This window comes from Devosia sp. Root413D1 (assembly GCF_001425235.1).
Classification (GTDB): domain Bacteria; phylum Pseudomonadota; class Alphaproteobacteria; order Rhizobiales; family Devosiaceae; genus Devosia_A.
Genome location: NZ_LMEA01000011.1, coordinates 415,696 through 435,709 on the forward strand (window position 1 = coordinate 415,696; position 20,014 = coordinate 435,709).

Sequence of the window (20,014 nt, forward strand, 5' to 3'; positions counted from 1 at the left end):
ACGCGACACACACAAAGCACTCTTACGTCCCGTTTATGCGGGATCGTATTCAGTCAGTCCCGCCTAGGCGGGGTCATACTTCAGGTAAAGCGTCGACATTGGCGGCAGGTAGAGGTCGGCGTACGGTCCGAGCCCTTCCACTTCGCTCGCCTTGGCCAGCACCCGGCCCTGGTTCCCCTTATTGGTTCCGCCGTAAAAACCGGCATCGGTGTTCAGTCGTTCCACCCACCGTCCGGCCAGCGGCATCGGCACGCGGTAGCCCTCGCGCGGCGTCGGCGTCATATTCGAGATCACCACCACCGGATGCTCGCCCGGCGCCTTGCGGGTCCAGGCGAACACCGAGTTGCTCTGGTCATTGCCGATCAGCCACTCAAAGCCTTCCGGCTCGTTGTCGCGGGCATAGAGCGAGGGCAACTCGCGATAGAGCGCGTTGAGGTCGGTGACCAGCCGACGGATGCCCTCGTGCGCGGGTGCTTCGAGCAACCACCAGTCGAGCCCCTTGGCCTCGTTCCATTCCTCGCGCTGCGCGTATTCCTGGCCCATGAACAGGAGCTTCTTGCCGGGCCAGCCCCACATGAAGCCGTAATAGGCGCGCAGGCCCGCGAACTGGCCCCAGTCATCGCCGCCCATCTTACTGAGCAGCGAGCCCTTGCCATGCACCACTTCGTCATGGCTCAGCGGCAGGATGAAGTTCTCCGCGTAACCATAGAGCGCCGCGAAGGTCATATCGTTGTGGTGGTACTTCCGGTGCACCGGATTACGGCTCATGTAGCGCAGGGTGTCGTTCATGAACCCCATGTTCCACTTGAAGCCGAAGCCCAGCCCGCCCTTGTCGACCGGCGCGCTCACGCCGCTCCACGAGGTCGATTCCTCGGCGATCATCATCACCCCAGGATGTAGCCGGTAGGCCTCCTGGTTGACGCGCTTCAGGAACTCGACCGCCTCGAGATTGTGGTTGCCGCCGAACTGGTTGGGGATCCACTGCCCGGCCTGACGCGAGTAATCGAGGTAGAGCATCGAGGCGACCGCATCGACGCGCAGCCCGTCGAGGTGGAAGGCCTCGAGCCAGTACAGCGCATTGTTGACGAGGAAGCTCACCACTTCCTTGCGCCCGAAATTGTAGATCGCGGTGTTCCAGTCCGGGTGGTAGCCCTGCCGCGGATCGGCGTGCTCGTAGAGCGCGGTGCCGTCGAAGCGGGCCAGCCCATGCTCGTCGGTGGGGAAATGCGCCGGCACCCAGTCGAGGATCACCCCGAGCCCCGCGGCATGCGCCTTGTCGACGAAATGCGCAAAGCCCCTGGGGTCGCCGAACCGCGCCGTCGGCGCATAGAGCCCGGTCGGCTGGTAGCCCCAGCTCGGATCGAACGGATGCTCGGTGATCGGCATCAGTTCGATATGGGTGAAACCGCTATCGGCGGCATAGGGGATCAGCTGCTCGGCCAACTGCTCATAGCTCATGAATGAGCCATCGGCGCGCCGCCGCCAGGAGCCCAGGTGCACCTCGTAGATCGACACGGGCTTGCGCCGCCAGTCGATCCTGGCGCGCTCTTTCATATACTTGGCGTCAGTCCATTCGAACGGCTTGGGATCGGCGATCATCGAGGCGGTCTTGGGCCGCAGCTCCGATTGCCGCGCGAACGGATCGGCCTTCAGCGGCCTGAGCTTGCCGTCCGGGCCGACGATCTCGAACTTGTAGACCTCGCCCGGCCCGACATTGGGCACGAACACTTCCCAGACGCCGGTATTGATCCGCACCCGCATCGGGTGCCGCCGGCCATCCCACTCGTTGAACGGCCCGACCACGCTGACGCGTTTGGCGTTGGGCGCCCACACCGCAAAATGCGTGCCGTTGACGCCCTCGAACTCCATCGCATGGGCGCCGAGCTTGTCGAACAGCCTGAGGTGCGAGCCCTCGCCGATATAGTAATCGTCCATCGGCCCGAGCACTGGCCCGAAGCTGTAGGGGTCGAGGACGTTCCACTCCCCACCGTCGTTGCGGGCGTGGTAGTTCACCGGCTGCAGCTTGTTGAGCTTGACGAGGCCCTCGAAGAAGCCGTCGCCGCGCGGCTCGAGCTCCCCGAGAATGCGGTTATCCATGGTGCGGGCCGAAACGGACTCGGCATGCGGAATGAAGGTCCGAGCCACCCAGGCGCCATCGACCTCATGCAGGCCGAGGATGCCGAACGGATCGGAATGACGGCCCGCGACGATCGAACGGACGTCGCTGTCAGCTGCCTGCCACTTGGACTTGGTCAAACCCCACTACCCCCCGACAACCGGGACACCCCAGATTTCCTTGGCGTACTGCGAAATCGTACGGTCCGAGGAAAACCAGCTGACATGAGCAGTGTTCCGGATAGCCATCGAATACCATTTGCGGGGCTTGTTCCAGAGCTCATCGATGTCCCGCTGCGCCGCCGCGTAGGCGTCGAAATCGCGCGCCACCATGAACCAATCGTGGTCGTAGAGACCGCCGATCAGGTCGCGGTAGCGGTTCGGGTCATCGGGCGAAAACACCCCCGACGAAATCGCCTCCAGCGCCTCGCGCAGCGCCGGCGAGGCATCGATGGCGCTGCGCGGCACTTCGCTGCGGCTCCGCTTCTCGGCGACCTTGTCGGCGGTGAGCCCGAAGATCACCATATTCTCCGGCCCGACCTGCTCCAGCATCTCGACATTGGCGCCGTCCAGCGTGCCGATGGTGAGCGCGCCATTGGCCATGAACTTCATGTTGCCGGTGCCCGAGGCTTCCATGCCGGCCGTCGAGATCTGTTCCGACAGGTCCGCCGCCGGGATGATCTGCTCGGCCAGCGAGACGTTGTAGTTAGGCAGGAACACCACTTTGAGCAGGCCGCGCACTGCCGGATCGTTGTTGATCACCTTGGCGACGTCGTTGATCAGCTTGATGATCAGCTTGGCGTTCCAGTAGCCCGGCGCCGCCTTGCCGGCGAACACTTTTACCCGCGGGACCCAGTCCTTTTCGGGGTGTGAGCGCATCATCGAGTACTGCGCCACCGCCTCGATGACGTTGAGCAGCTGGCGCTTATATTCGTGGATGCGCTTCACCTGCACGTCGAACATCGCGTCAGGCGACACGACGATCCCCAGCCGATCCTTGATCACCTGCGCCAGCGCCACCTTGTTGGCGCGCTTCACCGCCTTGAACTGATCCTGGAAACTCGGATCATCGGCGTGCTTGTCGAGCTTGGCGAGCAGCGAGAAATCGTCCTGGAATTCCGGCCCGATCCGATCGCTGATCAACCGCGTCAGCCCGGGGTTGCATTGCAGCAGCCAGCGCCGCGGCGTCACCCCGTTGGTCTTGTTGTTGATCCGCTCGGGGTAGAGCCGATCGAGATCGGCGAACAGCGTCTTCTTCAACAGCTCAGAGTGCAACGCCGACACGCCGTTGATCGAGTGCGAGCCGACAAAAGCCAGCTGTCCCATGCGAACCCGCCGGCTGCCATGCTCGTCGATCAGCGACAGGTTGGCGATCTGGTTGTCGGTAAAGCCGCCCATCTTGCGGGCTTCGCCGAGCACCTCGGCGTTGATGGCGTAGATGATCTGCATCTGGCGCGGCAGCATGCGCTCGAGCAGGCCCACTGGCCAGGTCTCCAGCGCTTCAGGCAGCAGCGTGTGGTTGGTATAGCCGAACGTCGCCTTGGTCAGCTTCCACGCCGGCGCCCAGGCCATGCCGTGGATATCGATCAGGATGCGCATCAGCTCGGCGATCGAGATCGCCGGGTGGGTGTCGTTGAGCTGGATCGCCACCTTGTCGGAGAGCGAGCCGAGATCGCCATAGGCCTGCATGTGACGACGGACGATGTCCTGCAGCGAGGCCGAGGAGAAGAAGAACTCCTGCCTGAGCCGCAGTTCCTGCCCCGAAGGGGTCGAATCGGCCGGATAGAGCACCCGCGTCACCGCAGCGGCCCGGGAGCTCTCCTCGAGCGCGCCGATATGGTCGCCGGCATTGAACTTATCGAGCAGGATCGGATCGATCGGCTGCGCCGACCAGAGCCTAAGCGTGTTCACCCGCTTGCCGCGCCAGCCGACGATCGGCGTATCGAACGCCACGGCGAGCAGGTGCTCGGCCGGCCGCCACTCGAGCCGGGTCGAGCCATCCGGTTCCTGCACCGGCTCGACATGCCCGCCGAAGCCGATCTCGTAGCTCGACTCGCGCCGCTCGAACTCCCAGGGGTTGCCGTGCGCCAGCCAATCCTCGGGCAGTTCGACCTGCCAGCCCTCGCTCATTTCCTGCCGGAACAGCCCGTGCACATATCGGATGCCGTAGCCATAGGCCGGGATATTGACCGTCGCCATCGACTCCATGAAGCAGGCGGCGAGGCGGCCGAGGCCGCCATTGCCCAGCGCCGCATCCGGCTCGAGGTTGATCAGGTCGCCGAGATCGACGTTGAAGTTCTTCAGCGCGGCGCGCACCGGCTCCATCACGCCGATATTGCTCATCGCGTCGCGCATCAGGCGGCCGATGAGGAACTCGAGGCTGAGGTAGTAAACGCGCTTGTTCGAGGTCCGCCAGGTCTCGCGGCTCGACTCCATCCACTGGTCGATGATCCGGTCGCGGACCGTGAGGATCGTCGCCTTCAGCCAGTCATGCGGCCGTGCGACGATCGGGTCCTTACCGACCGAATAGGTGAGTTTTTCAAGGATCTCCGATTGCAGCGCTTCAGTGGTGAGCGCGCGCCGTTCCGGGACCGGGGCATCCAATACGAGGGGCTTTTGCGGCATTGTCGCAATCCAGCATCATGGCGATGTATTCCCCTCTAGAGCACCACCTTTGCACTGAATCGCACGCCTGGGAAGGCCTGTTGAGAACGCTTCTAAGGCACGCTGCCTAAACCGTAGACGATTGTTGCGTGTGGCATGGCCAGGCCGGTGGTCGCGGCCCCCCACCCTTGATCCCTCCCCGCAAGGGGAGACGATAGAACCGAGATGTCGCAGTGAGGGTCTCCCTCCCCCTTGCGGGGAGGGGACAGGGGTGGGGGTCCACTCGCACCGGGCCAACTGCGGCCCAGCCCTAAGCCTTCGCCTCTTCCTCGGGCGCAATGATGGGCGTCGACGGGCCGGCGACGGTGCCGCTTTCGCGGGCCTGGTCCTCGGCGTTCGACCTGAGCAGGTCCCTGCCCGCCATCAGGCCGCCGACCATCTGCGCCGCGAAGCGCTGCCGGTCGCGCTCGCGCACCCCTTCGATGATCTCGCCCACCTCGACCATGTCGACATCGAGCTGCCGCAGCGTCTCGGCGCCGAACTCGAGCGCGCTCTCGAACACCTCGCGCAGCTGGTAATCCGCTCCGGCCTTCACCAGTTCGAGTGCGTGACCGCGATCGAAGGCGCGCGCCATGATCTTGGCCAGCGGGAATTCCGACTTCACCAGTTCGGTGATCCGGGTGGCCGATTCCTTCTTGTCGACGCAGATCAGCACGAGGTCGGCCGTACCGGCGCCGGCGGCATGCAGGATGTCGAGCCGGGTGCCGTCGCCGTAGTAGATCTTGAAGCCGAAGGTCTGCGCCACCTCGATCATCTCGACATCGTTGTCGATGATCGAGATCGAGTGCTGCCCCTTGGCGATCAGCGGCTGGCTGGCGATCTGCCCGAAGCGGCCGAAACCGATCAGCAGTACGTTGCCGGTCAGCCCATCGGGCTTTTCGACCCCGGCCAGCGATTGCACCGGCTTGGGCACCAGCTTAAGCAGCATGGTCGAGAACGGCGTCAGCACCATCGAGATGATGACGGTGGCAGTGAAGATGGCATTGAGCTCGCCGGTCAGCAGGCCCCCCGCGGTCGCGGTGGTGAACAGCACGAAGGCGAATTCGCCGCCCTGCGCCATCAGCACGGCGCGCTCCAGCGCCGGTGCGTTGCCGCTGCCCAGCACCCGCGCCAGCCCATAGATCGCGCCACCCTTCAGCACCATGTAGATGAGCACCGAGAGCGCGATGAACTGCCAGTTGGCCGCCACCACCGTGAGATCGAGCGACATCCCCACTGCAAGGAAGAACAGCCCCAGCAGAAGCCCGCGGAACGGCTCGACGTCGGCCTCGAGCTGATGCCGGAAAGTCGAGGTCGAGAGCAGCACACCGGCCATGAAGGCCCCCATCGCCATCGAGAGGCCGCCCGCTTCCATGATCAGCGCCGCGCCGAGCACCACCAGCAGCGCCGCGGCGGTCATCACCTCGCGCGCCTTGGATTCGGCGAGGATCTTGAACACCGGGTTCAGCACCCAGCGGCCGGCAAAGATCACTGCGACGATCGAAGCTACCGCGACACCGACGCTGATCCAGCGCTGCATGGCGCTCGCATCGGTATCGATGCCCGGCGACAGGAACGCCACCACCGCCAGCAGCGGCACGATGGCGAGATCTTCGAGCAGCAGCACCGAGACGATCTTCTGCCCTGCCGGTGTCTGCAGTTCGCCCCGCTCCGAGAGGATCTGCATGACGATGGCCGTCGAGGTGAGGACGAACCCCATGCCAGCGACAAACGCCACCGGTGGCGCGAGGCCGAGCAGAAAGATGCCCGCCAGCGTCAACAGCAGGCCGCAGAGGCCGACCTGCAGCACACCGAGCCCGAAAATCTCCTTGCGCAGGCCCCAGAGCTTGGCCGGCTCCATCTCCAGCCCGACGATGAACAGGAACAGCACCACACCCAGTTCGGCCGCGTGCAGCACGGCCTGCGGGTCGCCCACCAGCCCGAGGCCGAACGGCCCGACCGCGAGGCCTGCCGCAAGGTAACCCAGCACCGAGCCGAGCCCCAGGCGGCGGAACAGCGGCACCGCGATGACCCCGGCTCCAAGCAGCGCCACCACCTGCACCAGGTCGACCCCGCCATGCGAAGCCACCTCTGCTGCATGCGCCACTACTTCGCCGGCCATCGCTCACCTCAATGCAAATCGGAAAATCCGACCCTGAGGCCTCGGCCAAACAGCGTCAAGGCTGGCTTTGTGGGCAGGTGGGATGCCTAAGCGGCGGACGCCGGCTTAGCGGCGCGGGTTCGGCGGCTGCCGACCTTTGCAGGTTCCTGCAGCGCTTTCTCAGCCGCTGCGGCCGCCAGTTTCACCTCAGCCGCCTTCTCGGCCTCCAGCTTCCGCTGCACATGCATCGGCACCGGCTGCCGTATCGGCAGGATGTGCGTCGCTATCGAGGCCAACACCAGCAGCGACGGGACCGCGATGAATCCGCCGATCGGCCCCCATGACCACAGCCAGTACGTGATGGCGAACAGGATCAGGAATGGGTTGATCATCATCGTCCGGCCAAGGAGGTGGGGCGTCACGAAATTGCCCTCGACGAAGTTGAGCGCCAGATAGAGCCCCACCGGCAGTAACGCCCCTTCTAGCCCGTTCAGCGTGCCGAGGCCGACGGCGAACAGGATCACTGCCATCACCGCCTGCCCCACGAATGGAATGAAGTTCAGCAGTGCCGCAAGCGCTCCCCACAAGATCGGCGTCGGCATGCCGATGGCCGCCATCAGCGCCGCCACGCCGATACCCATACTGATATTGATGGCGCTGACCGTCAGCAGGAACCGCGAGACCTTTTCCTCTACATCGCGAAACACGTGCGCCATCCGCCAGCGCATACGGCGCGTTGCGCACAGCGACAGCACGAAAACCCGGATCTGGTCGCGCGTGGCCATAAAGAAATAGAGACTCGCAAGGAAGATCAGCATCTCCGCCAAGAGTGCTGGCGCCGACAGCGCCACGTTCTGCACCGCGCTGCTGTCCTCGACGGTTACCGTGACCGTGGAGCTGTCGGCGCCGAACACCTGCTTCACTTGCTCCTGCAGCGAACCCACTGCGCTGAGCGGCTCTTTCCAGTTGGCGAGTTCCGTGCGGAACGCCTCCCAGATGACCGGCATGCGTTCGATCAGGTCGCTCACCGGCCCCGCGAAGAGCACCCCGCTCACCGCGATCAGGCCAAGGAATAGCAGCACCACCACGCCCGCGGACACACCGTCCGGGACACCTCGCTTGTCCAACATGTCCGCCACGGGACCAAACATCAGCCCCACCGTGATCGCCAGGAATACCGGCGCCAACACCACCTCCCCGAGCTTCAGCGCCACGAGCATGACAAAGGCGCCCATAGCCACGATGGCCAGTTGCGATGCGTTTGAGAGGATGCGCTCAAAGTGAGTGTTGGAGATTTCCCTTAGCAACCGAGGGGACGGGCCGCGACGGACTTTTTTAACCAAGTGAGGTTCCTCCGACACCACTAACTCGGGGACCTCAGAGCTGGTTCCGTGCGTCGACGCCGCCGCTAACCCTCTCTATCATGCCGCCGGAATCAATTTCTCAGGGGCTCGCGCTAAACCCATGGCACGCAAGATCATTATCGACACCGACCCGGGCCAGGATGACGCCGTCGCCATCCTCATGGCGCTCGCCTCGCCGGCCGATTTCGATATCCTCGGCATCGTCGCGGTGGCCGGCAATGTCGGCCTGGCGCAGAACGCCCGCAACGCCCTGAAGGTGGTCGAGCTCGCCGGTCGTAAAGATATCGCTGTCTATGCCGGCTGCGAGCGCCCGATGCGCCGCACCCTCGTTACGGCCGAGCACGTGCACGGCGAGACCGGCCTCGATGGCCCCGACCTGCCGGTGCCCAAGCTGCAGATCGAAGATCAGCACGGTGTCGATTTCATCATCGAAACCCTCCTGGCGCACGAAGCCGGCACGGTGACGCTCGCCACCTTGGGGCCGCTGACCAATGTCGCGATGGCCATGATCAAGGAGCCGCGCATCATTCCCCGCATCCAGGAAATCGTCATGATGGGTGGCGGCTATTTCGAGGGTGGCAACATCACCCCGGTGGCCGAGTTCAACATCTATGTCGACCCCGATGCCGCCGATGTCGTGCTGCGCTCGGGCGTCCCCATCGCCATGCTGCCGCTCGACGTCACTCACATGATCCTCTCGACGCCGGAGCGGCTCGCAAAGATCCGCGGGCTCGGCAACAAGGCCGGCGAGGCGGTCTACCAGATGCTGAGCTTTTCCGAGCGTTTCGATCTCAACAAATACGGCTCGACCGGCGCCCCGTTGCACGACCCTTGCGTCATCGCCTATATGCTGAAACCCGAACTGTTTGAGGGCCGCCACATCAACGTGGTGATCGAAACCTCGAGCGAATTGACCGTCGGCATGACCGTCGCCGACTACTGGGGCGTCACCGGCCGGGTGAAGAACGTCACCTATCTGCGCTCGGGCAATGCAGAAGGTTTCTACCAGTTGCTGACCGAACGGCTCAGCCGCCTGCCCTGAGGACGGTGGACGCCAATCGCTGGCTTTGGGGTGCCTGCCGGGGACGGCGGCCTGTTGGTCACCGCACCCACCCCCACCCACGGTGTCACCCCGGCGAAGACCGGGGCCCATCCTGAGATGCCGCAGTTGCGCTAGGACGCGAAGTCCGCCTCGGCTGAGGCGCAACGCCTCATCGGCCACGCGTGTCACCGCATGAATCCGGTTCGGCGCAATCCAGTCCGACGAGTGACGACGTACAGTGATCGGCCGAAACCCCACAGGATGGGCCCCGGCCTTCGCCGGGGTGACATCGTGGGTAGGGAAGTTGGGTGCCTAAATCGGAGAATCTCAAACGATTCCTGGTGTCACTTAGGAACCGCGTAGCGCGCCAGCCGGCCGCGCTCGCTTGAAGCTCAGCCACACCGCGGTCACCAGGAAATACACGGCGCCGAACGCCGCGTACCCGGCGATCAGCGTGATGCCGGGGTTCGGCATCGTGCCGGCAGAAAAAACGAAGAAGCCGCCGGCCAGCGCCGACTGGGCCCCGCTCAGCACCATTGCCCACTGCCCTCCCGAGGCCCAGCGCCGCACCGCTGTCACCAGCTGCAGCAGCCCCGAGAGAATCGCCCAGACGCCGAACACGACGATCACTGCCGCCATCCCCTGCCCGAGCGCCACGATGACGGCGATCGCCGTGATGACGCTGACGATGATATTGAGCAGGTGCGACGGGTTGTGGCTGAGCCCACCGTTGCGCTGCGCATCGACGAAGTTCGCCGCTGCATCCCAGGCTGGATAGATCACCAGCAGCACCGCCGCGATGGCCGGGTTGAATGGGGCCAGCAGCAGCGCTGCCGCCACCCAGGCGGCGGAAACACCGAAGCGAATAAAGGCATAGGTCCTCAGCCAACTGGCCGGTGCGGAGTTGATCGTGTTCATAGAATTGACCTTCTAGTAGGTAGGTTGCGGAGGTGTACTTTTGCCTGTCGGCAGGCAGTGATCTCAGATGATGAGGCGTTGGAGCAGCGGGCCGACGATCAGGCCGAACGTCGCCGGCGTGCCATAGGCACGCGCCGACAGCATGGCGCCATGCACGGTCGCCATGATCCCTTCCGCCTCGAGTTCGGCACTGTCAGTCAACCTGAACCTGCCCTGCTGCGCGCCGCGCGCGAGAACCTCGGTAAGCCAGGCGGCGAGCAAGCGGAAATGTGCCTTGACCTCCACCGCCACCTCCGGTGGCAGCGCCGGCAACTCGGCGGCGAGTTGTGCGCCCAGGCAGAATGGCATGCTGCCATCGGTGATGCAGGCTTCCCAGGTTGCGATGTAGCTCTGCAGCTGCACGGCAGCGTCGGGCGACAGGTTCTCGAAATGGGCGAGGCCGGCCGCGAGATCGTCCCGGTAGCCGGCAACCAGCGCTTGCACCAGATCGGCCTTACTGGGGAAATGATGGTGGATGCTCGGCTTGCGGATGCCGACCACAGCAGCGATATCGGCATAGCTGAAGCCATTATAGCCGCCGGCGATAACCAGTTGGCGCGCCGTCGCCAGGATCCGTTCTGCTGTGTGTTGTTCCATGCGCACCATCTATCTACCAGTAGGTAGGCTGTCAACCGTTGTGACATGAGAAACCATGTCGTGCAGCAGCCCGGCCCGTCCGGCCCCAGTTAAGCAAATCCGAAACCTGCCGGTTCTTACCCTCGTCGCTGTGATGAGGGACAGCCGAGCACATAGCACCTACCCCGCACGCCGCCGCCGGCACGAACCGCCCACGGCTCCCGAGGTCGTGGCCGTTGGTGCGGCCCCCCATTCCATGGGCCAGGTGGGCCGGCTCTACCGGCAGGAGGCTGCCCGCTGGCTTTGCCGCATGATCGTTCGCGCCTTCGGCCTGCTCTATCTGGCCGCGCTCGCCTTTACCGGCATCAGCGCCACGGGCTGGTTCGATTTCGCCCCCGCCCCGCTGGCCGGCGTCTTCCTCGTTGTCCTCGGACTGCCCTGGACGCTCGCTGCAGCCTGGTTCCCCGATCCGCTGCAGCCGCTCGTTGCGGCCATTGCGCCGCTGGTGACGCTGGTGCTGCTCTGGGGCTACTGCCACTGGCCGCGCCGCAACTGGGCCCGCCGCCCATCGGCTGAGCTTGCCGCCCCTCCCCGCCGGGGCTAGAACGGCTGCCTGCTTCGGAGCCCGCCATGGATATCGTCACCCTCGCCGCCTTCACCATCGCCTATGCCATCGCGGTGATCGTGCCGGGACCTGGCGTCGCAGCGGTGGTGGCACGGGCGCTGGGCGGTGGCTTCCGCTCGGCTTTCCCGATGGTGCTGGGCATTCTCGCCGGCGACCTGGTCTACCTGGTGTTCGCGCTGTTCGGCCTCGCCGCCATCGCCACCTGGTTCGGCCCGGTGTTCTTCGTGGTGAAGTGGGCCGGCGCGCTCTACCTGCTCTATGTCGCCTGGCAGTTCTGGAGCGCCAAGCCCGGCTCCGAGCAGATCGGCGCCAAGACTGAGAGGAGCCGCTGGAAGACCTTCCTCTCGGGCTTCGCCCTCACCATGGGCAACCCCAAGACCATCGTCTTCTACCTAGCCCTGCTCCCCACCGTCATCCCACTCGACAAGCCGATCACGGCGCTGGGTTTCGCCGAACTCACCGGCATCGTGATCGTGGTGTTGCTCGCTATCGGCTGCGCCTATGCCGGCCTCGCCGCCGCGGCGCGGGACTTCTTCAAATCGAGCAAGGCGCTCCGCATCCTCAACCGCACGGCTGGGGTAATCATGGCCAGCGCCGCAGCGTTCGTGGTGGTGCGGGAGTAACTCAGCTTATGGCAAGCGCGCCCTCACCCGCCGGGGGCCTCAATGCGGGGCCCACCGTTGCAGTGGCAGCGCGCGCACCCGTGACCTTCATCCGCACCTTGGCGCTCGTACCTTCATCTTTGCATTCGAGGCAGTCGACTCTCGCGATCAAGTCCCGCAGCTTCTTGCTGCCGTAGGTCGCAGCTTTGAAGCTCGGATCGAGCTTCAAAGCCCGGTGATGGATCGTCTCGATGGCGACCCAGCTCCCGCCGGCTCCTAGTTCGCCAAGCACTCTCAACAGTAAGCGTTCAGCGTCAGCGACAGACGCCTTGGCCGCGGTGGTTTTGGACGACGGCACCGGCGTCTTCGCCGCCTTCGCAACAGGCGTCACACCTTTGACCGCCGCTTCCTTTACCGGAGCGTCGATCTCAACGAACTCTTGGCAGGCTCTCCGAAAGCTCTCAGCGGTGTCGGCGCGACCGAAGCCAAAGACCTCCAGCCCGTGCTCGCGTATGCGCGTTGCCAACCTCGTGAAATCGCTGTCGGAGGACACGATGCAGAATGCGTCAAGTCCACCGGCATGCAGCAAGTCCATCGCATCAATCACCAGAGCAAAGTCAGTTGCGTTCTTGCCTGGTACGTTTGCGAACTGCTGCTGCGGAACGATCGCATGCGTGATGAGTGCCGACTCCCAACTCTTCGCCTGCCCCTTGCTGAAATCGCCATAGGCGCGGCGCACGGTCGCTGTCCCAAGCTTGGCGATTTCCTCGAACAACCTGTCGTTGCTCTTTGTAGATGCGTTGTCCGCATCGATCAGCACCGCAAGTCGCCTCTGCATGCCATTCGCCATTACTCGCCCCATCAGCACTCAATGGACTCAATATGGCAACGAGCTGCGGCGCGGGGAGTACTCGCGCTGCGCGATCCTGAAACTTACTTAATCAATTGAGTATTACCGCACCACCGCGCTCGCGGCGGCCAGCCCCCAATCCAGCAGCTCTTTCGCCCGCTCCGGCGTCACGCCCTCGACATAGCAGCGCAGCTCCGGCGCATTGCCGGAGGCGCGGTAATGCACCGTGTCGCCTGAAACCAGCGAGAAGCGCGGACCATCGATAGTCGAGACCGATTGCACCTCGCCCACCGGCGCGAAGAACTCCTTGGCGTAGCCGGGCTGCTCGACCAGCCCCTTCAGCAGCGCGGCGCTGCGTTCGTTCGCCACATGCGCCAGCCGGTCGCTGAGCGCGGCGCGCACCGGCAGGGTCCGCACCAGCCCGGCGACGCTCTCGCCGAGCTTCGCCGCCGTCCCGAGTACCGCCAGCATCGGCAGCACCGCGTCGCGGGTCGGCAGCGGGCTCAGCACGCGGCCGTTGATCGTCACGGCGCTGCCCAGCAGCAACCCACCATTGGCCTCGAACCCCACCACGGCGCCGGGCGAGCCGGCGGCCGCATCTTCCATGCCGGTGATGACATAGGGCGAGCCGACCCTGGTGCGATCGACCCGGCCGAACCAGCCGACGCCTTCGATCGCCGAGTTGGAGGTGACCGGCGTCACCACCCGGTCGGCCCCGAGGAAACGCGCCGCCAGCATGCCCAGCACGTCGCCGCGCACGAAACTGCCCTCGCCGTCGATCAAGAGCGGCCGATCGCCGTCGCCATCGGTCGAAACGATCGCATCGAGCCGGTGCTGCCGGATCCAGCCGAGGCGCGGTTCGAACAGTGGATCCGAGAACGCCTCGGTATCGACGGCAACGAAACTGTCGGAACGGCCGAGCCGCACCACGTCGGCACCGGCCCGGGTGAGGAACGACACCAGGAGGTCGCGCGCCACTGAGGAGTGCTCGAACACCCCGATGCGCCAGCCCTTCAGCGCTGCCGGATCGAGCAGACCGCGATAGCGCTGCCGATAGCGGTCGCCGGCGGCTATGCTGCCATCCTCAGCCGCCCCCTCGCCTGCCGGAACGGCATCACTCAGCGCCGCGGCGATGCCCGTCTCGTCCGCCTTGGTGATCTCGCCCGCCGCGACGTAGAACTTGAGCCCGTTGCGGTCGGCCGGAATGTGGCTGCCGGTCACCATGATCGCCGGCCCGCCCAGCGCCATGGCATGGAGCGCCAATGCCGGGGTCGGCAGCACGCCGCAATCGACCGGCACCAGCCCCGCCGCGCGGATCGCCACGGCGCAATCGGCAACGATCGCCGGGCTCGAGGCGCGCAGATCCCGCCCCAGATAGACCCGCCCACCGGCGACCGTGCCGATATGCTTGAGGAACGCCGCCGTATAGCGCCGCGCCGCGCCACCGGTGAGATCGACCGCGAGGCCGCGCAGGCCGCTGGTGCCAAACTTCAGTGAATCCGCCATGCCGCACTCCTATCCCGTGAGCTTTGTCATGGCCTTGGCCGCTCCCGCAAGCGCCGAGGCATCCTTAACCTTTCATTCATCTTGCGCCCGCAGTCTCACCGCCATGCAGATTCAGAAGCGCACCATGAACTGGCTGCCGCGCGCCTCGCTCTACGACGAGGCCGAAAGCGCCCGGCTGAAGCGCCGGGCCCAGGCCCAGTCGGATCTTGCGACGTCCGCCAACAACAACTCCGCCCTGATCTCCAGCGGCACCTCGAGTGTCGGCGAATCGATCAACCTGACGCTGCGCATCGCCGCGGCCCGCCTGCAGAACGGCACCACCAAGAAGGTCTAAAGGGTTGCATTGGCTGGGGGTATTGCCCAGTTTCGGCGCATGCCTGCCCTCGACTCGATCACCTTCTTCAACCGCGAAGTCACCCTTGTCGCCCGCGAAGTGCTGGGCGCCGAGTTCCTTGTCGATGGCGTCGGCGGCCTCATCGTCGAGACCGAAGCCTATCACCCGACCGATCCCGCCTCGCACTCGTACCGCGGCCGCACCGAGCGCAACGCCTCGATGTTCCTCGGCCCCGGCCATGTCTATGTCTACCGCTCCTACGGCATCCACTGGTGCTTCAACTTCGTCTGCGCCGACGCCTCCGCCGTCCTCATCCGCGCCATCGAGCCCACCGCAGGGATCGAGAAAATGGCCGAGCGCCGTGGCCTCGCCAACCCACGCGATCTCTGCTCCGGTCCGGGCAAGCTGGGCCAGGCCCTCGCCATCACCCGGGCACATGACGGCTTGATGGTCGACGGCCCGCCCTTCAGCTTCCGACCTGCCGATGCTCAGCGCCCGGTGGTGATCGGCCCCCGCATCGGCATCACCAAGGCCGCCGACCTGCCCTGGCGTTTCGGCATCGCCGGCTCTGGCTTTCTCAGCAAGGCGTTTCGGCCTGCGTCGGAGTGAGGCGAAGTGGAGGCCCACAGGCGTGAAGGAGGACTTTCACGCGGGTTCGCGGACTTCCTCACAGGCGCAAAAGAAGGCCTTTGCGCGACGCAAAAGAAGGCTTTCGCGTGGTCGCACCGGGTTCCCCTTTGCGGCGGCTTTGGATAGGTTGCGCCCGAACTGAACAGGAGATGCCCGTGGCGGTCGATGCGCTGATCAAGGAATTGCTGGCAACCGGCAGCATGAACGAGGAAACCACCGCCGATCTGAACCGCTGGCAGGCCGAGTTCGCTGGCGGTACGCTGCACGCGGATGATGCCGCCTATATCGAGGCACTGCACGCCAAGCTCAGCGGCGCCCCGCTTCCCGAGGTCGAAGCCGCGCCTGCTGCCGAACCGGCCCGCATCGACGGCCTCACCATCGAGGATTGGCGCGACCGCGCCTTGCGCGCCGAGAGCGAACTGGCCGCCCTCAAGGACAGCGTCAGCACCACTAGCGCCTGACCTCCCTACTCGCGCCGCTTTGACCTCCGATTGACTGGACATCACCCGCCGCAGCGTGGGTGATAAGCACCTGTCATTGCGGAGGAATCACATGCGCCTGTTGCTCGCCGCCCTCGTCGCCTTCAGCGCCGCACCTGCCCTGGCCCAACCGGTGGCGTTGACCACCCGACTGCTCACCGACCGGCTCGACCAGCCGGTCTACGCGGTCGCGCCGCCGGCCGATCCGCGGCTGTTCGTCCTCGAGCAAACCGGGCGCATCCGCGTCCTCGTCGATGGCCAACTCACCGAAGCCCCATTCCTCGATCTCAGCAGCAGCGTCAGCAGCGGCGGCGAACGGGGCCTGCTCGGTCTGGCTTTCCACCCCGATTACGCCAGCAATGGCCGCTTCTTCGTCAACTACACCGACAAGGACGGCGACACCCGCATCGTCGGCTACAAGGTCTCCGCCGATCCCGCCGTCGCCGACCCCAACTCGGCGGCCGAACTGCTGCACATCGACCAGCCCTATGCCAACCACAACGGTGGCTGGCTCGGCTTCGGCCCCAACGGCTACCTCTATATCGGCATGGGCGATGGCGGTTCGGGCGGCGACCCCGAAAACCGAGCACAGAACCCCGACGAACTGCTGGGCAAGATCCTCAGGCTCGATGTCGACGGCGGCACGCCCTACGCCATCCCAGCAGGTAATCCCTTCGCCAATGGCGGCGGTCGTCCCGAGATCTTCGCGCTCGGCGTCCGCAACCCCTGGCGCCCGGCCTTCGACGGCACCGATTTCTACATCGCCGATGTCGGCCAGAACGCCTACGAGGAAATTACCGTCATCGGCGCCGAGGATGCCGGCGCCAATCTCGGCTGGAAGGTGATGGAAGGCCCGGCCTGTTTCGGCGCCGAGACCTGCGACCAGGCGGGCCTCGTGCCGCCCACCTACAGCTACTCGCACGACACCGGCGGCTGCTCGATCACCGGCGGCTATGTCTATCGCGGCAAGGCCATCCCCGAGCTCGCCGGCCAATACTTCTTCGCCGATTTCTGCGACAGCCGCGTCCACTCCTTCGCCTACGCCAACGGCCGGCACGGCGACATTACCTACTGGAATGAACAGTTGGGCGCGCTCGGCGCCATCACCTCGTTCGGTGTCGACAGCGAGGGCGAGCTCTACATCACCACGATCGAGGGCAACCTGTTCGAGGTGGTGCGGGCTGAGTGAGAGAGGTTGGTGGGCCCACCAGGACTCGAACCTGGAACCAGACCGTTATGAGCGGTCGGCTCTAACCATTGAGCTATGGGCCCCTGCCCCGAGAACGGAGCGCCGCCTCCTTAGCAAGAGGCGGCAGCGAAGCAAAGCCATAGGTCGCAAGACCTTGCCTCCGCCCACCATTCTCCGTCCATAGCTCCCAGCGCCGCTCTGCCCGATACGCGTTCGCAGTCCCTTTGCACCCGCCCAGCGCTGGTGCACAACTTGCGAAACGTACCGGGAGATGCCGATGGCGCTTCATCGCACGGATTTCGAGATCGATGCCTCCGATGCCGAGGTGTGGGCTGTGCTCGCCGACCTCGATCGCTACCCCGAGTGGAACCCTGCCCTGCCGGCCATCTCGGGTGAGCTTCGCGCGGGCGGCGTGCTGTCAATGACCCTGGCGCTGCCGGGGCGGCCGCCCCTCAACGTTGAGGCCAAAGTCCTCGAGGCCACCCCCAATCGACGTCTCTCCTGGCGGGGGCACCTTGGCGCAGACCTGCTGTTCACCGGCTACCGCGAGTTCGCGATCGAGCCGCTCACCGCCGACCGGGTGCGTTTCACCCATATCGAAGATCTCAGCGGCTGGCTCGCCCCGGTCTTCGAGTTGGTGATGGGTGGCCCGGTGCAGCGCCACCACGAAGACCTCAATGACTCTCTGAAACGCCGAGCCGAGACGAAGGCACGCTGAAGGCCCTTGGCGCGCCTCGATGGGATGGGTCATCCCGATTGCCGCTAAATTTTCTCGCTCCCGTGTCGATTGCGACTTTTGCCGTTCGTTGTGTTGACGAAGCGGCATCACTTCCGACTGCCGACTAGCAAGGAACTTCAAATGCGCAAGATCACTGCGGGCTTCTTCCACTCGGTCGACGGCGTCATCGAGGCGCCCAACCTCTGGCAGGGTGACGCCTTCGACAACGAGCTGGGCGCCCTGCTCGGCGAGGTGATGGGCAAGACCGACACCGTCATCATGGGTCGGGTCGGCTACCAGGACTGGGCCGGGTACTGGCCCAACGCCGAGGCCGACCAGGGCTTTGCCGACTACATCAACGCAGTGCCGAAATACGTGGCCTCCCGCACCCTGAGTCGGGAACAACTGAGCTGGAAGAACACCACGCTGATCAAGGGCGACCTGCTGGATTTCGCCCGCGACCTGAAGAACCGCGAGGGTGGCGACATTGCCGTCATGGCCGGCGTCGACGTTGCACGCCAGCTGTTCTTTGCCGGACTCCTTGAAGAGCTGACGCTGATCACCCATCCGGTGATCGCCGGCAAGGGCAAGCGCATCTTCGAGGCTAACGACCCGATCACTCAGCTCGTGCTCAAGAACTCGACGATCACCAGCAAGGGCAACGTCGTCGTGACCTACGGTCTGCGTCCCGCCTGACGAATGCAGAGCCCGCGCATCGAGTGATGCGCGGGCTCAATCAACTCGGAACGGCTGGCCTCAGCCGGCGGCGGTGTAGGCCGTCTTCACCTGGGTGAAGAATTCGGCGGCGTATTTGCCCTGTTCCTTGGGGCCATAGCTCGAGCCCTTGCGGCCACCGAACGGCACGTGGAAATCGACGCCGGCGGTCGGCACGTTGACCATCACCATGCCGGCTTCGGCATTGCGCTTGAAGTGCGTGGCGTATTTCAGCGAGGTGGTGACGATGCCGGCCGAGAGACCAAACTCGGTGTCGTTGGCGACGGCCAGCGCCTCGTCATAATCCTTCACCCGGATCACTGCGGCCACCGGCCCGAAAATCTCTTCGCGGGCAATGCGCATCTGGTTGTGCACTTCGGTGAACAAAGCCGGCTGCAGGAAGTAGCCCGGGTTGTCGCGCTGCACCAGCTCGCCGCCAACCACCAGCTTGGCGCCCTCGCCCTTGCCGATCTCGATATAGTCGGTGTCCTGCTTGAGCTGGCCCGGATCGACCACCGGGCCGATCTCGGTGTCCTTGGCAATCGCGTCGCCCACCCGGAGGTTGCGGATCCGCTCGGTGAGCGCTGCGACGAACGCATCATGGATGCCCTCGGTGACGATCAGGCGCGACGAAGCTGTGCAGCGCTGGCCGGTCGAGTAGAAGGCGCTCTGCGCCGTGGTTTCGACCGCCACCTTCAGGTCGGCGTCGTCGAGCACGATGGTCGGGTTCTTGCCGCCCATTTCGAGCTGGAACTTGCGCATCACCTTGACGCTGGCCTCGGCGACGCGGCGGCCGGTATTCACCGAGCCGGTGAAGGTCTGCGCCACGATATCCTTCGAATCAAGCATCGCCTGGCCGACCACCGAGCCCTTGCCCATCACCAGGTTGAGCACGCCCTTGGGCAGCCCGTTGCGGTGGAGGATATCGACGATGGCCCACGAGCAGCCCGGCACCAGGTCGGCCGGCTTGAACACCACGGTGTTGCCGTAGCAGAGCGCCGGCGCGATCTTCCAGGCCGGGATAGCGATCGGAAAATTCCACGGCGTGATGATGCCGACGACACCCATGGCCTCGCGCGTCATCTCGACGCCGACGCCCGGACGCACCGACGGCACGCTCTCACCCGAAAGGCGCAACGCCTCGCCAGCGAAGAACTCGAAGATCTGCCCGGCGCGGGTGACTTCGCCGATGCCCTCGGCAAGAGTCTTGCCTTCTTCGCGGCTCAACAGCTCACCGAGTTCGGCCTTGCGGGCGAAGATCTCATGGGCGGTCTTCGACAGGATTTCCCAGCGCTGCAGGATGCCCGAGCGCGACCAGGCCGGGAACGCCGCCTTGGCCGCCGCGATGGCGTCGAGCGTGTCCTGCTGGCTGGCGCGCGCATAGACGCCGACGACCTCGTTGGTGTTGGAGGGGTTGATATTGTTCACCCCGTCCCCGCCGACCCATTCGCCGTTGATGAGATTCTTGTGCAGTTCGGTCATGGGGAGTTCCTCTTCACAGGTGCCATAGAGCACCTCGTTTCAACCAACCCCGGTGTCATCCGGGCGAAGGCCGGGATCCATTTCTCC

The 20,014-nt window shown here is 65.0% G+C and carries 18 protein-coding genes and 1 tRNA gene; 9 read left to right on the forward strand and 10 right to left on the reverse strand.

The genetic code is table 11. From position 1 onward, the window contains the following. Window positions 1–63 precede the first annotated feature (63 nt). The 4 genes from glgB to ASC89_RS19330 form a co-directional block, all read right to left on the reverse strand. A complete protein-coding gene (glgB, locus tag ASC89_RS19315; protein ID WP_056000776.1) occupies window positions 64–2,256 on the reverse strand; it encodes a 1,4-alpha-glucan branching protein GlgB in 2,193 nt (730 codons plus the stop codon). 6 nt (window positions 2,257–2,262) lie between these two features. Further along, window positions 2,263–4,740: a glycogen/starch/alpha-glucan phosphorylase gene (locus tag ASC89_RS19320; protein WP_056000779.1), complete on the reverse strand. Its 2,478-nt coding sequence runs from the start codon at window positions 4,738–4,740 to the stop codon at window positions 2,263–2,265. A 289-nt stretch (window positions 4,741–5,029) separates the two neighbouring features. Further along, window positions 5,030–6,880, reverse strand: coding sequence for a monovalent cation:proton antiporter-2 (CPA2) family protein (locus ASC89_RS19325; protein WP_055880318.1), 1,851 nt, complete (start codon window positions 6,878–6,880; stop codon window positions 5,030–5,032). An 86-nt stretch (window positions 6,881–6,966) separates the two neighbouring features. Further along, window positions 6,967–8,202, reverse strand: a complete 1,236-nt coding sequence (locus ASC89_RS19330) for an AI-2E family transporter (RefSeq protein WP_156384687.1) — start codon at window positions 8,200–8,202, stop codon at window positions 6,967–6,969. A 121-nt stretch (window positions 8,203–8,323) separates the two neighbouring features. On the opposite strand from ASC89_RS19330, the gene ASC89_RS19335 reads away from it, so the two are divergent. Next, window positions 8,324–9,265 carry a nucleoside hydrolase gene (locus ASC89_RS19335; RefSeq protein WP_056000785.1) on the forward strand — a complete coding sequence of 314 codons (942 nt, stop codon included), beginning with the start codon at window positions 8,324–8,326 and terminating at the stop codon, window positions 9,263–9,265. A gap of 348 nt (window positions 9,266–9,613) precedes the next feature. Here the strand turns inward: ASC89_RS19335 and ASC89_RS19340 are convergent, their stop codons facing one another. Together ASC89_RS19340 and ASC89_RS19345 are read right to left on the reverse strand one after the other, a co-directional pair. Beyond that, the gene (locus ASC89_RS19340) at window positions 9,614–10,183 is read right to left on the reverse strand and encodes a DUF308 domain-containing protein (RefSeq protein ID WP_056000788.1); all 570 of its coding nucleotides are present in this window, start codon (window positions 10,181–10,183) and stop codon (window positions 9,614–9,616) included. A gap of 63 nt (window positions 10,184–10,246) precedes the next feature. Further along, complete coding sequence (locus ASC89_RS19345) at window positions 10,247–10,819, reverse strand: TetR/AcrR family transcriptional regulator (RefSeq protein WP_056001932.1); 573 nt, start codon at window positions 10,817–10,819, stop codon at window positions 10,247–10,249. 235 nt (window positions 10,820–11,054) lie between these two features. Between ASC89_RS19345 and ASC89_RS19350 the strand changes: the two genes are divergently transcribed. Beyond that, entirely contained in the window at window positions 11,055–11,402 is a 348-nt protein-coding gene (locus tag ASC89_RS19350) for a hypothetical protein (protein WP_056000791.1), read from the forward strand. Between the two features lie 26 nt (window positions 11,403–11,428). Then, complete coding sequence (locus ASC89_RS19355; protein WP_056000794.1) at window positions 11,429–12,046, forward strand: LysE family translocator; 618 nt, start codon at window positions 11,429–11,431, stop codon at window positions 12,044–12,046. Between the two features lies 1 nt (window position 12,047). Here the strand turns inward: ASC89_RS19355 and ASC89_RS19360 are convergent, their stop codons facing one another. Both ASC89_RS19360 and ASC89_RS19365 read right to left on the reverse strand, forming a co-directional pair. Beyond that, the gene (locus ASC89_RS19360) at window positions 12,048–12,875 is read right to left on the reverse strand and encodes an NYN domain-containing protein (RefSeq protein WP_082533468.1); all 828 of its coding nucleotides are present in this window, start codon (window positions 12,873–12,875) and stop codon (window positions 12,048–12,050) included. A gap of 102 nt (window positions 12,876–12,977) precedes the next feature. Continuing rightward, window positions 12,978–14,381: a phosphomannomutase gene (locus ASC89_RS19365; RefSeq protein ID WP_056000800.1), complete on the reverse strand. Its 1,404-nt coding sequence runs from the start codon at window positions 14,379–14,381 to the stop codon at window positions 12,978–12,980. A 103-nt stretch (window positions 14,382–14,484) separates the two neighbouring features. On the opposite strand from ASC89_RS19365, the gene ASC89_RS19370 reads away from it, so the two are divergent. The 4 genes from ASC89_RS19370 (at window position 14,485) to ASC89_RS19385 (ending at window position 17,013) form a co-directional block, all read left to right on the forward strand. Then, window positions 14,485–14,715 (forward strand): hypothetical protein, encoded by a 231-nt coding sequence (locus tag ASC89_RS19370; protein ID WP_055880340.1) that lies wholly within the window; start codon window positions 14,485–14,487, stop codon window positions 14,713–14,715. Between the two features lie 39 nt (window positions 14,716–14,754). Further along, entirely contained in the window at window positions 14,755–15,324 is a 570-nt protein-coding gene (locus tag ASC89_RS19375) for a DNA-3-methyladenine glycosylase (RefSeq protein ID WP_056000803.1), read from the forward strand. A gap of 176 nt (window positions 15,325–15,500) precedes the next feature. After that, complete coding sequence (locus tag ASC89_RS19380; RefSeq protein WP_156384688.1) at window positions 15,501–15,806, forward strand: hypothetical protein; 306 nt, start codon at window positions 15,501–15,503, stop codon at window positions 15,804–15,806. Window positions 15,807–15,897: 91 nt separating this feature from the next. Beyond that, entirely contained in the window at window positions 15,898–17,013 is a 1,116-nt protein-coding gene (locus tag ASC89_RS19385) for a sorbosone dehydrogenase family protein (protein ID WP_056000809.1), read from the forward strand. Window positions 17,014–17,020: 7 nt separating this feature from the next. Here ASC89_RS19385 and ASC89_RS19390 read toward each other — a convergent pair. Beyond that, window positions 17,021–17,096: transfer RNA gene (locus ASC89_RS19390), tRNA-Ile, on the reverse strand. A 194-nt stretch (window positions 17,097–17,290) separates the two neighbouring features. Here ASC89_RS19390 and ASC89_RS19395 point away from each other — a divergent pair. Then, on the forward strand, window positions 17,291–17,731 hold the full coding sequence (locus ASC89_RS19395) for an SRPBCC domain-containing protein (RefSeq protein WP_056000812.1): 441 nt from the start codon (window positions 17,291–17,293) through the stop codon (window positions 17,729–17,731). Between the two features lie 141 nt (window positions 17,732–17,872). Further along, a complete protein-coding gene (locus tag ASC89_RS19400; protein WP_056000814.1) occupies window positions 17,873–18,427 on the forward strand; it encodes a dihydrofolate reductase family protein in 555 nt (184 codons plus the stop codon). A gap of 60 nt (window positions 18,428–18,487) precedes the next feature. Here the strand turns inward: ASC89_RS19400 and ASC89_RS19405 are convergent, their stop codons facing one another. After that, window positions 18,488–19,927, reverse strand: coding sequence for an aldehyde dehydrogenase family protein (locus tag ASC89_RS19405; protein ID WP_056000817.1), 1,440 nt, complete (start codon window positions 19,925–19,927; stop codon window positions 18,488–18,490). Between the last annotated feature and the right edge of the window lie 87 nt (window positions 19,928–20,014).